The organism is Rhodococcus sp. MSC1_016 (assembly GCF_023667485.2).
In the GTDB taxonomy this organism is placed as follows: Bacteria; Actinomycetota; Actinomycetes; order Mycobacteriales; family Mycobacteriaceae; genus Rhodococcus_F; species Rhodococcus_F oxybenzonivorans.
The window spans coordinates 680340-693649 of record NZ_JAMOZI020000002.1 but is presented as its reverse complement, the minus strand read 5'-3'; the positions used below and the strand labels follow the sequence as shown (position 1 = coordinate 693649).

Genomic DNA, 13310 nt, shown 5'->3' with positions numbered 1-13310 from the left:
TGGGCGTCGTCCCGATTGCCCTCTAATGACGTATTACTCACACGCAAGGAGGCCCCGATGACGGATGCAATTGGCATCGGCATTACGCACTACCCCATGTTGGCGACCGAGGACGCCCACATGGCCAACTTGATGAAGATGGTCCTGAAGGACCCGGATATCCCTGCCGAGCGCAAAAATCCGGCGAACTGGTCGGAGCAGGCACGCCGTGAGTGGGCCAACGATCAGGGCGCCGCGGCCGCCGGTGAGCACCGCGCGAAACTCCTTGCCGGCCTCGAAAAAACGCGGGCTGCTCTCGATGAGTTCAATCCCGACCTACTCATCGTCTGGGGTGATGACCAGTACGAGAACTTCCGTGAGGAGGTCATCCCGTCGTTCTGTGTGTTGGCATACCAAACCTCCGAAGTCGAGGCGTTCGCGGTCAACAAGATGCTGAAGCTGCCACTGCCGCCGGGCGCGGACTCCCTCGACCTGACTTTTCAGATGCAGGGGGACCCCGCGTTCGCCAAACAGTTGGTGGCTGACGTCGGCGAGCAGGGCATAGACCTCGCCTACTCCTACGAGCAGCGCAAGGGTGTCCACTTCCCTCACGCGTTTGCCAACACCCAGGTCTTCCTCGACTGGGCGAATTTCGGTCAGAAGTTTCCATACCCGATCGTGCCTGTCGCCGTGAACTGCTACGGCGAGCATGTCATCGCACGTAAGGGCGGCATCGCCAAATTCGCGGACATCAAGGCCGGCGAGGATCTCGATCCCCCGGGCCCGTCACCCAAACGCTGCTTCGAACTGGGAGCCGCTGTCGCGCGTTCCGTCCGGGCCAGCGGCAAGCGCGTCGCGCTGGTCGCGTCGTCCAGCTGGTCGCACGCGTTCCTCCACGACAAGGACTGGCATCTACGCCCCGATACCGAGGCCGACCGCGCACTCTACGACGCCATGGTCGCCGAAGACTACGACGCCTGGAACGCCACCACCACCCGCGATGTAGTCTCCTCCGGCCAACACGAGATGCTGAACTGGTTCTGCCTCCTGGGAGCCATGTCCGAACTGGGCATGACACTGGAGTGGAGCGAGTTCGTCGACACCGAGGTGCTCAATTCGAACAAGGTATTCGCGATCTTCAAATAGTTTGCGGTATCCAAAGCCGTGGCGGACGGTGATGGGGAGCATTTCGGAAAACACAACCCCCACCGTCCGTCGACACTTCGGGACAGTTATGACGGCGTCGCCAATCCGAGCTCACCAACCGCGTCACGCACGATCGCAGCGAACGCTGTCGGCTGAACGAGCGGACCGAAATGGTCGGCGCCCGGCAAGATCCGGGCTGGACGCGCCAGCACGGCGGCTAGCCCCTCCGCGCTGCGGACCTGTTGCGGATCGGTGTCCTCACCACGCACGATCACGACCGGACACGAGAGGTCATGCAGACTGCGAACCGCGTCATGCTCGTGGGTCCGTGCGAAGATTTGGGCCTCGACCGAGGGAAGACACTTCAGTTCGACGGCCCCGTCGGCGGTGTCCCGGAAACCGTGTTGCACGTAGGCGTGCAGGGTTTCTGCTTGAATGTCGGCGAACGGTTGCTTGACGGCGTAGTTGCACAATGCCTCCGCACGCGAGGAAAAGCGGGCGCGGCGGCTCGCGGCACCCTTCACCATCCACGCCTGCATCTGCGCCAGCGCCGGGTCGAGCGCACCGGTCTCCATACGCAGCGCCGGCTCGTAGAGCACGAGGGCGGAGAAGAGCTCGGGGGCGTCCAGGGCCGCCATCAGCATCGCCACCCCGCCGAGGGAGTGGCCGACGCCGACAACCGGTCCACCCACGCTCTCGACCACGCTTCGGACGTCTCGGCCGAATCCGGACCAATGGAGGTCGTCATCGCCCGGCACCGGCGAGTCACCGTGACCGCGGAGGTCCAGTGCCCGGCAGTGCCAGCCGTCCAGACGGCGCGCCAGCGGACCCCATACTGCGCCGTGTAGTCCAGTGGCGTGCGCCATCACTAGTCCGGACCCGCTTCCTCCGAAGTCGTGTACATACACCGGGGCTCCATCGGGCCCAGTCACGGGTCCGGAGGACATCTCACTGTGCGAGAGCAACCGGCTCTGATTTTTTTGCATACCGCCGAACGTAGCGCCGGGCGGGCCGAGCTGGGAGGTTGCGGTCCGCTCCGCAGAACGCGTACGAGTCTCATCACCCGAATGGCAAATCATGTGACGGAGGCCACATGCGTCGGCGTGGCCGGTGTTCAGTGGGATGGAACGGGTCCGCTCTCAAGTACCTCGACTGCTCGATAGTCGACGCAATACCAATTACGCCGGAAGGACATGGACGTTGATAGATATGACTATTGATCCTGAACAGGAGCGCCTCAGCGCCGATCTTCAGCAGCTCGCAGTCGACCGACTCCGGCCCCTGGCGGCCAAGGCCGAGCAGGACGGTGGACTCCCTGCCGAGTTCGCGGACACCCTCGCGTCCCTGCCGTCATTGCCCGGTTCCGACGCATTCTCATCGGGCGTAGAGGATCCGCTGGCGTTTTGCCTGGCCGCCCAGGCGCTCGGCTGGGCCGATCCGGCTCTGACCTTGGGTTGGCTGACTGCGCGCCAGGTCGCATGGCTGATCGCGGCCTCCGGCACGCCGACACAGCGAGATCGGTATCTGCCCAGGTTGGCGGCAGACCCCACACTGCCGGTGAGCCTGCTGTTCTTCGAGGGTTACGGACGCGCGCCGTCGGAACTGGACACCACCGCCCGGAAGGTCGAGGACGGCTGGATCCTGAACGGCATCAAGACTGCTGTGGCCAATGCGGGTACCGCCGAATTCGGCATCATCGTCGCCCGCGATGAGGAGGGTGGTCTGCGAGCCTTCGTGGTGGACGACCTGTCCGCGGTCCGCTACCGCGGAAATGACGAGCGCTGGCTTTCACTGCAGGCGGTCAACCCGGCTGCCTATGCGGAGATCAGTAACCTGCACGTCGGACCTGAGGCGGCGCTGAGCGTCGACGCAATCGCCGAGGCCCTGAGCGTGTGCCGCCTCGCCCAGGCCTCGCTCGTGCTCGGTGTCTCCGAGTCCGCGACGCGGTACGCGGCCGACTGGGGTGTACAGCGCAACGCTTTCGGCCGGCCTCTGGTCGGTTTCCAGGGCGTCGCATTTGTCCTTGCGAACTTGTTCATGGACATCGAATCCACGAAGGCTCAGAGGGACAACGCCCTCAGCGCTCTGGCTGAGGGACTCGACGACAGCGAGCTCATCACCTCACGAGTCGTAGCGCAAACGAACCATCTCGTGCGCAATGCCTCACGCGAGGGCATCGAACTGATGGGCGTGCATGGCGTCATCACCGATCATCCTGTCGAGCGCATCTACCGCAGCGCTGCGCTGCTTGCCGCCATCGACTTCGATCCTTTGCTCAACCCGCTCGTGTTGAGCAACAACTGAGCCACCCCCACTTTCATTCCGACAGGAGGAGATGAGCCTAATGCTTTCTACCCAGATTTCTCCCGAGACCCGGCAACTGCTGGGCGAAATCCACGACTGGACGATAGCGGAGGTCCGGCCACGGGCCCGCGAGGCCGACGAGACCAGGGCGTTCCCGGCCGACACGGACGCGGTGCTCGCCAAGTGCCCGGTCCGGCACAGCCCGTTGGACTTCCGCTACTCCGGGCCCGGGCACACCAACGATCCGGTCCTACTGAAGAAGCTCGAGGGTGGCGGCGCTCTTCTCGGACTGCTGGTGATGGAAGAGATGTGCTATGGCGACGGCTGGGGGTGGCAGGGTCTGCCAGGTAACAACCTGGGCGAACGTGCGGTTCGCCTGCTGGGTTCGCCGGAGCAGATTGAACGGTGGGCCGACGGCACCGTCCGTGGTGAGTACAAGTTCACCTCGATCTGTATGACCGAAGATCACTGTGGCTCAGACCTGTCCCAGATCAAAACCACCGCCGTCCGTGACGGTGACGGCTGGGTGCTCAATGGCCAGAAGCGGTTCATCTCTCACGGCTCCACATCGGACTACCTGGTGGTCTTCGCGCAGACCGAGCCCGGTAGCGGTCTGAAGGGGCTACGCGCATTCATCGTGGAACGCAAGGATGAGGGGCTGCACACGATCAAGTTCTCCGAGGACAAGATGGGTCAACGGTGGTACCCCCAGGCCACGATCGAGTTTCGCGACCTGCGCGTGGACGAAGACCGGCGGCTGCCCAGCAACGACTTCGGCCAGATCATGGCGATCATGAACGGTACCCGTCCACACTGCGTGGCCCAGGGGCTCGGCATCGCCCGCGGCTCACTCGATTACGCGTGGAACTGGGTGCAGGAGCACGACAAAGGCTACAACTCACGACGCCTCAACAGGCTGGCCGACGATGTCGCAGAGATGCGACACAATCTCGGCAAAGTCCGTTCGCTTGTCATGCGAGCCGGTTGGATCCACGACCACGGTGAAGCCGACGCGACCTTCGCCCACATCACCAAGGGGTACGCGCTTCCGATTCTCGAGGCCGTCACGTTCCGGGCGATGCAGATGATGGGTCCGGAGGCATCGTCGCAGGAGCACCTCATGGAGAAGTGGTACCGCGACATCAAGTTCCTCGACATCGTGGAAGGCACCGGCCAGATCCACCGGATCGGTGTCGCGCGCGGACTGATCAGCAAGGTCGCCGCTAGTGCGTGATACCGCCCCCCGATCCCACCGCCACGAGGCATTGTCATGAGCCTCATCGACTATCTCGACAAGGGTGCCTCGATCGATCCGGCGCGCCCTTGCCTGGTCACCGACGGTGAAGTACTGACGTATGCCGACGTACAGAACTTCTCCTTCCAGGTGGCTCGCGCCCTCGCAGCATCGGGAGTTCGACCCGGTGACAAAGTGGCAATCCTGTCTAGCAACGATCCACTCGCCTTTATCTCCGTGTTCGGCATCTCTAGGGCTGGCGCGATATGGTGCCCGATCAACCCGCGCAACGAGGCGACGGAGAACCGGCAGCTACTTGAGCTGTTCGATTGCAGTTGTCTGATCTTTCAGTCCACGTACTCACCCATGGTCGAGAAGATCGCCGCGGATCTGCCGGAACTGACCACCTACGTCTGCCTCGACTCGACGACGACACTCGGTGTGGACTTCCATAGCTGGCTCACCGCGGCGCCAACCGATACGAACCCCGGCGCCGCGGTCACGCCTGAGCGCACGGTGATGCTGGTGGGTACCGGTGGCACCACCGGCGCCCCCAAGGGGGTGGAGCTGAGCGCGGCGAATATCGACATCATGACGGCGCTCACCTTGATGAGCTACCCGTTCGAGGACGCACCGGTCTACCTCGCGATGGCTCCGCTCACGCATGCCGCCGGGGTGCTCTGCTTCCCGATCATGACCCGCGGGGGGCGGATCGTGATCATGCGCCAGCCGGATGTGCCACAGTTCCTGAGGCTGATCGAATCACATCGGGTCACTCACACATTCTTGCCGCCGACCCTGATCTACATGGCGCTGACCGACCCGACAGCACACACGACGGACTACTCGTCACTTCAGTGCTTCTGGTACGGCGCCGCGCCGATCTCACCCACCCGGCTGAGCGAAGCGATCGACACTTTCGGACCCGTCATGGCGCAGCTGTTCGGCCAATCTGAGGCGCCGATGATGATCTCGACCATGGCACCCCGCGATCATTTCGACGCATCGGATGCCAAAGCTCTCTCCCGCTTCGCCTCCGCCGGCCACCCAACACCGTTGACGACAGTGGCAATCATGGGCAAGGACGGCATGCTCCTTCCTCAGGGCGAAACCGGCGAGATCGTCGTTCGCGGCCCCCTCGTGATGACGGGCTACTACAAGAACCCGGAGGCCACCGCCGACGCCTCGAAGTTCGGATGGCACCACACCGGCGATATCGGCTACCTCGACGAGGACAACTATCTGTTCATCGTCGACCGAGCCAAGGACATGATCATCACCGGAGGCTTCAATGTCTATTCGGTCGAGGTCGAGCAGGCGCTGATGAAACATCCCTCAGTCCTCGAGGCAGCAGTAGTGGGTCTCCCCGACGACAAGTGGGGCGAGCGCGTCGTTGCGGTGGTGCAGCCCGCCGAGGGTGCCACAGTGGACGTCGCCGAAATCACCGCGCACGTCAAAGCGCTCGTCGGAAGTGTCAAGACACCGAAGAACATCCATGTCTGGTATGACCTTCCGAGGTCGAAAGTGGGCAAAGTACTCAAAACCGACATTCGCCTCGCGCTCTTGACATCCGACTGACCCTGCGCCGGACTCTCTTGGCGCTCCGCTGTCCGTCGAAGGTAATCCGGCTCTACAACGGTGCCCCTGCAATCAGCAGGAAGTCTGCTTCGGCCCGCTGGGGTGAATGCACAGTGGAACTGCGTATCCAGCGGGCCGAGTTCTCACGATTTCCGAACCCCCGACCTGCCCCTGGACGGGTTTCGCGTGCCACCCTTAGCGCACCTCCGCGCATTGGTGGTGAGGATGCGTGGACCTCGGCCGCCAGGCGTCGATCATCTCCCTCAAGGTCAGCAACTGAAGGATATTCGAATCGATGCGCAAGATGCGGAACGTGTGCAGCCGATCGTCGGGGGCGGTCACTACCGGCCTTCACTGTCGACGGTGATGTTCGTAGCTCTTCTTGCGATATTCGTGGACGGTCGACAGGATTTTGCGCTCAGGCACCTCGGCTACGGACGTATTCCACATCTTTCATGGGGTTCCCCTCCGGCAATTCGTTCTCGTGAGCTCCCAGACCATCTACGCCATGCACGAAGCCGGCGTCTTCTCGCGAAAACGCCAAAGCGAACCCATCCGACGTCCCGCAAAGCTGCGGCACCGTTTTTCCATCGGCCGGAACATCTTGATGCGCCTGCGCCGATGAACCGCGATCGTCGTTGGCAGCTGATGCAACGGGCACGCATGGTGCCTGTCCTACAGAGTGGAGGCGTATCCGTGTCCGAATACGTAGATGATGACCGGACAACACCGCGATTCAGGGTGAACCGAAAGGCCATGGTCGATCCGCAAGTCTTCGCCGAGGAGCGCGGAAAGATTTTTAACCATTCGTGGCTGTACTTAGGCCATGAGACCGAGTTGCGCAAACCCAACGATTTCCTTACCCGCAATGTCGGTGGCCGGCCAGTGATCTTCTCCCGCGACGCGCAGGGGGAGATCCAGGTGTGGATCAACTCGTGCCCGCACCGCGGTGCGACCCTGTGTCGCGAACCACAGGGCAACGGCAAGTTCATGACGTGCATGTATCACGGATGGAGCTTTAGCAACCGCGGCGAGCTCGTCTCGGTGCCCGACGACGCGTCTTATGGTGAGAACTTCATTCGCCCGGGGCTCGCCGCACCGTCGCACGTGGATTCCTATCGGGGCTTCGTGTTCGTGAGCTTTGATCCTGACATCGTTGACCTCAGAACTTACTTGGCAGGTGCGACGGAGTACATCGATCTGGTTGCCGACCAGTCCCTGGCTGGTATGGAAGTATTGCCCGGCAGCCACGAGTACTCGGTCAAAGCGAACTGGAAGTTGCTGGTCGAGAACAGCTACGACGCCTACCACACGACCTCGGCTCATCAGCGCTATCTGACCATGGTGCTGGCTGCCCGAGGGTCCCTCGACCCCAAAGCGTTGGGCGAAACCCGGGCGGTCGACCTCGGCAACGGGCACGCAGTGACCGCGGGCGCCGCCACGACCGCCGGCCTCTTCGGTCGTCCCTTATCCGATGAGGGCGAACGCGAACGCGAGCAGCGGTTCGCCGCATTCCGTGAGGCCTACGGCGACGCCTGGGTGGACCGCATCCGGGGCGCCCGCAACCTGGTCATCTTCCCCAACCTCGTCATCATCGACCTCGTCATGGGCGTGATCATCCGTAAGATCGATCCGGTGGCGCCGGACTACATGGAGGTCTCCTCCTGGCAGCTGGTCCCCCCGGACGAAACTCCGGAGCTACGCAAGCAACGCCTGGACAACTTCCTCACCTTCTGGGGTCCCGGGGGTCTAGCTACACCAGATGACGTCGAAGCACTCGAAAGCTGCCAGCGAGCCTTCGCCTCCGCGGAGGAGCTCCCGTGGTCCGACATCTCCCGCGGCATGCACAAACCGGTGACGGCAGCGACGGACGAATTCCAAATGCGCACTTGGTGGCGGAAGTGGAACGAGATCGTAACCGGCGAGGTATTGCCCACGGAACCACACGAACCCTTGGACGGCACCTTCACCGGACGCCGCACCGACACAGCGATGGAGTCCCGGGCATGAGCATGACCACCAGTACCGTCGACCTTGCGTTGATCGCGGAGATCGAGCAGTTCCTCTACAGCGACGCAGATCTTCTCGACGAGTGGCGTCTGCACGAGTGGCTTGACCTGTTCTTGCCCGAAGGCCAGTATCTGGTCCCATCAACGGTAAACCGCGACGGCGATCCGAACACGGATCTGTTCCTGGTTCAGGATGACCGATTCCTGCTAGAGCAGCGGGTGAATTCTCTGCAGACTCGCGCGGCTCACGCCGAGTACCCGCATTCGCGTACCCGTCGCCTCATCACCAACGTCCGGGCATTTTCGTCCGGCGATACGGTTGACGTCATCGCGAACTTCGCCATCTACCGGTTCCGGAGCGGCGTGTCCGATGTCTACGTCGGTCGCTATCAGCACCAGTTGGTCCGCACGGAATCTGGCGAGCTGAAATTCCGCGTCCGCAAATCTGTGCTCGACCTCGAGGCTCTACGACCGCACGGCAAGGTGAGCTTCATCTTGTGACGAAGAAGGGAATCTTTATGAAGAAGGGAATCTTCTTCCCGTCCACGGAGCTGCCCTCCACCCCTGAGGTGGTACGCGAATTCACCCTGGCGGTCGAGGCCATGGGATACGACTACATCCTGCACGGCGACCATGTCCTCGGCGCCCCTCATGATCGCGACGCTCCGATGTGGGGGCCCTACAACGAGACCGACGCCTGGTTTGATCCGTTCGTCCTCACTACCTACATGGCCGCGGTCAGCTCCACGATCGAGTTCGCCACAAGCGTGCTCATCCTTCCACAACGCCAGACCGTGCTCGCAGCGAAGCAGGCCGCCAACGTGGCCACCTTGTCCGGGAATCGCCTACGAATCGGCGCGGGAATCGGCTGGAACCCGGTCGAGTATCAGGCACTCAACCAGCGCTTTGACCGGCGGGGCAAGCGCATGGACGAACAGATCAAACTGATGCGTCAGCTATGGTCCGAGGAGGTCATCACCGGGTCCGTCGGGGACGAGACGGTCGACCGGGCCGGGATCCATCCTCGGCCGGACCGACCGATTCCCATTTGGACTGGCGGGTACGCCGACGCCGCTCTGCGACGCGGAGCTCGGATTGGCGATGGCTTTACCTTCGCCGGCATGATCGACGAGATCGAGCCAAGGCAACTGGTTCTCCGCACGATGCTCGAAGAATTCGATCGGGATCTGGACCAGTTTCCAAGCGAGCTCGTCATGATCCCGCCTGCAAGGAAGGGACAAGGTCGGTGGCCACGTAACCGGCCGAACTTCCTGCCCGGGATGGACGACACCGCGTCGCGGTGGAAGAGCCTGGGCGGCACACATATTGGAGTAGTCACCTACTGGATGGAACTCGGTCCGCTCGACGCCCACCTCGACTACGCCGAACGTGCTCTCAAGCAACTGCGCGCGGTAGACGGCGATTGAGGAGTCGATCCCATTCGCCAGATGCCAAACGCGACTGCGGCGGGACTTTACCGACGCTCAGGCGCACACAAACCAGCCCGACACACTCTGGAGTAAAAAATGAAGTACTTCATGATCGCGCAAACCACGCCCGCGAAAGGTAAGGAGGAAGAGTTCAACGACTGGTACGACAACGTACACCTTGCGGAGGTCCTCTCGATCCCCGGCTTCGAGGCCGCCCAACGATACCAAGTCGCCTCCGGCAAAGCCCCCCATGCGTATTACGCCGTTTACACGGTAGAGGCCGAGGACACAGCGGAGGTATGGAAGCGTGCCTCTGCCCTAGACCAAAGCATGACTCGGACTGACGTTCCGTACGAGGCCGGTGCATTCATTCTGCGGCCAATGGGCCCGAAGAAACAGGCCACAGTCGGCTGACCGCGGCGGAAGAGTTACGCCCGTGCAGATGCAAGCATCTGTACGGGCGTCTGCGGGGCAAGAACATACTCACCCCGACCGCAGCCCACCAGGTCACCGAGCAGGGACGTGGTAAGGATCGGTCACCGCAGACTGCGTCGTTTAGGATCTGCACTGTGCACGTCAACACCGGTGGGGCGGGCACCGGGCCATACCGCGCGGCTTCCCTCGGACCAGTAATCCCTGGGCGAGCGAAGCCTGGGCAGGGCGTGCTCCGACGCATGCCGCCGGCATTGTCGCCGCTTCTCCACGCATGCCCGGTCGAACCCTTCGTTCACCCGACTCCGTCCGCGATTGCCTTCGCCCGTTCCGCAGAATAGGGGCAGCACCACCGTCCACACCGAAGTGCCGGACGTGCGGCGAATAACCTCATGGATATTGCGTCATCGAAGACACGCTCACCGCCGACGAGCAGATCAGGCGGCAGCAAGGCCCTCGCCAGTGGTCGACGCCTCGAAGCCACCGCAGGACATGTCGCTTCGTTTGCGGAGATGATCATTGAACGCCTTGGTGCACGATGAACTCGTGGATGTCTGCTGTCTCGGCATGATCATCCCGCACTTGCATCGCTTCGTCCTCGGCCTCGGCCTCGAAACCGACCACGCTGCGGTCAGGAACGGGCTGACCGTGCCCTACAGTGCCGGTGTGTCGACCGTCACGTAATTCCCCAGGGGTGTCCTTCACGTAATTCCCCATGCTCGGGCGTGCTGAGTCGAGGGTAACCCGAGCGGGCGGGGTGCGGATCAAGTTGCGCTGGCGGTGCGGTGTCCGGGTCGTTTTCGGGGTCGGTAGGAAGGTCCGTCCATGAGGGTTTGATGGCTGGTGTTGATGAGCCGGTCGAGGAGGGACTCGGCGACGACCGGGTTCGGGAATAGCGGGTACCAGTCCTTCGGGGCGCGGTTGCTGGTCAAAATGAGGGGCTTGCCGGTGATCGCCCGGTCCGAGACCAGGTCGTAGAGGTCGTCGGACTGGGTGGTGGTGTGCTCGCGCATCGCGAAATCATCGATGATCAACACCAACGGCCGGGTGTATTCTCGCATCCGCTGACCGATCGTGCGATCGGCATGGCCACCGGCGAGATCGGCAAGCATGCGGGAGCACTTGACGAACCGCACGTCCCCACCACGGCGGGCGACATGATGGCCAAGCGCTTGTGCCACATGGGTTTTGCCTACTCCAACGGGTCCGTAGAGAATGACCGACTCGCCGGCATCGAGCCAGCGCAGGGCGGCCAAATCCCGCAGCATCGCCGCCGGGAGTTTCGGGTTCGCGGTGAAATCGAAGTCCTCGAAGGTAGCCTGTTGCTCGAACCTCGCCCGCCGCAACCGACGGGCCAGCGCCGCCGTTTCCCGGCGGGCGATCTCGTCCTCACACAGCACTTGCAGGAACTCGAGATGCCCGAGCTGCCCGTCCCGGGTCTGGGCGAGCCGGGCAGCGAGCGTGTCCAGCATCCCGGTCAACTTCAACGTCTTCAGCGCAGCCCGCAGGCTGGGATCATGAATGGTCATCAGAACCTCACTGGTTCAACGTGATTGTAGGAACAGTTTGCGGCGGGGTCGCGGTCAGGCGGTGCGTTCGGCGTCGAAGGCGTCGAAGGCGTCGGGTCCGCGCAGGAACGCCGGCGCCGGCGCGGCGGCCGGGGCAGGCTGTCCGTCGTGCTCGGTGCCGGCGGCGAGGATGCCCCTGACGGTGCGGTAGCTGGGGTCACCGACCTCGAGGGCACGGGCGCACGCCGCATCCAGCCGCCGATCCTCGTAGCGGTCCCGCAGCCGAACGATGCCCTGAATCGCCCGCAGCCGGTGCAACGCGTTGACCTGGGATAACTCGGCGACCACCGCGACCGCACCGGGACCGATCTGCTCGGCCTGCGCCCGGCACCAGGACACGGTCTGCAGCGTGTAGGCGATCTTGTGCGGCGGGTAGTGCTCGGGGTTCGTCGACCGCCCCGACAGGTGCAGCACGTGGGTGGCGACCACCTGCTCGGCGTGGAAGATCTGCACCAGGTCGCCGCTGGTGCGGACCGACACCTGCTGGCCGATCAGCCGCCAGGGCACCGAATACAGGGCCTTGCCGGCCTTGACGTGGCAGTCTGGGGCGACCTTCCCGACCCGATAGAGGACCGGTTCGAATGGTCGCGGTGGAAGTGGTGCGAGACGGTGCCTTTCGATGGCATCAAAGATCGCCGCAGGTTGGGCGCCGTCGAGGCCGCGGTGCTGGTGCCGGCCGTAGACGTCGATGCACCAGGCCAGGGCGGCGTCCTGCATCTGCGCCAGTGAGGTGAACTCGCGGCCCTTGAAGAACGAGTCGCGGATATAGGGCATCGGCCGCTCGATCCGCGGTTTGTCCTTGGGTTTGCCGGCACGGGCGGGGTCGATCAACAGCCCGTAGAACGCGGCGAGCTCGGCATAGGCGCTGCCTGACTTCGGGTCGTACAGGTCCGGCCGGTCAACCCCGGTTTTGAGGTTGTCGCACACCATCCGGGCGGGGACACCGCCGAAGAACTCGAATGCCGCGACGTGCGAGGCGCACCACGAGGACTGGTCCATCCGCAGCACCGGCTGGACGAACAGCATCCGTGAGCAGGTCAGGATCATCGCGAACGCCCACACCGCCACCCGACGATCGGTGGCCGGATCGCGCCACATGCCGAGCTTGCCGTAATCCACCTGTGCCTCATCGCCGGGCGGGACCGCACCCCGGGGCACCGTCACCTTCGACTCCGCCGCATCCTCGGCGAATTGCGCTGCCACATAACGTCGTACCGTTGACTCGGACACCGCGACACCGTGGTCGTCACGCAGGCGTTGCGCGATCGTCGCTACCGTCACCGACGCCTTCAACTGCCCGTCGATCCAGTCGTGGTGCGCGGCGATCGCCGGCCACGTCACCGCCCGCGCCGCCGGGTCGCCGACCTCCGGAAACCATCCCGAGATCAGCTCCCGCCATAGCGCCTCGTCGAACTTCCCGCCCTCGCCGGGCTCCAACCCCGCCGCCAACGCGGGTGCCAGGTATTTCCGGATCGTCTTGCGGTCGATCCCCAGGGCCGTCGAGATCTGCACCTGGGACCGGCCGGCATGCCAATGCCGGAACAACTCCATCAGATCGATCATCGTCCACGTTCTCCTTGCCACCGTCAGGCCCCTTCCCGGGCCGTTGTCGGTGGCCCAGTCAGGAGCG

General features: G+C 63.4%; 11 protein-coding genes. 8 read left to right on the top strand and 3 right to left on the bottom strand.

Annotated elements, in window-relative coordinates; all coding sequences use genetic code 11:
• Nucleotides 1-57: 57 nt before the first annotated feature.
• A complete protein-coding gene (locus L1080_RS35510; RefSeq protein WP_250774744.1) occupies nt 58-1125 on the top strand; it encodes a DODA-type extradiol aromatic ring-opening family dioxygenase in 1068 nt (355 codons plus the stop codon).
• Nucleotides 1126-1211: 86 nt separating this feature from the next.
• On the opposite strand, the gene L1080_RS35505 is transcribed toward L1080_RS35510, so the two are convergent.
• Complete coding sequence (locus L1080_RS35505) at nt 1212-1991, bottom strand: alpha/beta fold hydrolase (protein ID WP_250774742.1); 780 nt, start codon at nt 1989-1991, stop codon at nt 1212-1214.
• A gap of 343 nt (nt 1992-2334) precedes the next feature.
• On the opposite strand from L1080_RS35505, the gene L1080_RS35500 reads away from it, so the two are divergent.
• The 7 genes from L1080_RS35500 (at nt 2335) to L1080_RS35470 (ending at nt 10094) form a co-directional block, all read left to right on the top strand.
• Nucleotides 2335-3429: an acyl-CoA dehydrogenase family protein gene (locus tag L1080_RS35500; protein WP_250774733.1), complete on the top strand. Its 1095-nt coding sequence runs from the start codon at nt 2335-2337 to the stop codon at nt 3427-3429.
• 40 nt (nt 3430-3469) lie between these two features.
• The gene (locus tag L1080_RS35495; protein ID WP_250774730.1) at nt 3470-4663 is read left to right on the top strand and encodes an acyl-CoA dehydrogenase family protein; all 1194 of its coding nucleotides are present in this window, start codon (nt 3470-3472) and stop codon (nt 4661-4663) included.
• Nucleotides 4664-4699: 36 nt separating this feature from the next.
• Nucleotides 4700-6241, top strand: a complete 1542-nt coding sequence (locus L1080_RS35490) for an AMP-binding protein (protein ID WP_250774728.1) — start codon at nt 4700-4702, stop codon at nt 6239-6241.
• 315 nt (nt 6242-6556) lie between these two features.
• Nucleotides 6557-8251: an aromatic ring-hydroxylating oxygenase subunit alpha gene (locus L1080_RS35485; RefSeq protein ID WP_250774726.1), complete on the top strand. Its 1695-nt coding sequence runs from the start codon at nt 6557-6559 to the stop codon at nt 8249-8251.
• Nucleotides 8248-8751, top strand: coding sequence for an aromatic-ring-hydroxylating dioxygenase subunit beta (locus L1080_RS35480; protein WP_250774723.1), 504 nt, complete (start codon nt 8248-8250; stop codon nt 8749-8751). Before L1080_RS35485 ends, L1080_RS35480 begins: the two co-directional genes overlap by 4 nt.
• A 17-nt stretch (nt 8752-8768) precedes the next feature.
• Nucleotides 8769-9677: a TIGR03619 family F420-dependent LLM class oxidoreductase gene (locus L1080_RS35475; RefSeq protein ID WP_250774712.1), complete on the top strand. Its 909-nt coding sequence runs from the start codon at nt 8769-8771 to the stop codon at nt 9675-9677.
• Between the two features lie 99 nt (nt 9678-9776).
• The gene (locus L1080_RS35470; protein WP_250774710.1) at nt 9777-10094 is read left to right on the top strand and encodes a DUF4286 family protein; all 318 of its coding nucleotides are present in this window, start codon (nt 9777-9779) and stop codon (nt 10092-10094) included.
• A gap of 782 nt (nt 10095-10876) precedes the next feature.
• On the opposite strand, the gene istB is transcribed toward L1080_RS35470, so the two are convergent.
• Together istB and istA are read right to left on the bottom strand one after the other, a co-directional pair.
• Nucleotides 10877-11641 (bottom strand): IS21-like element helper ATPase IstB, encoded by a 765-nt coding sequence (gene istB, locus L1080_RS35465; RefSeq protein WP_250774708.1) that lies wholly within the window; start codon nt 11639-11641, stop codon nt 10877-10879.
• A gap of 54 nt (nt 11642-11695) precedes the next feature.
• A complete protein-coding gene (gene istA, locus L1080_RS35460) occupies nt 11696-13243 on the bottom strand; it encodes an IS21 family transposase (protein WP_250774699.1) in 1548 nt (515 codons plus the stop codon).
• Nucleotides 13244-13310 lie beyond the last annotated feature (67 nt).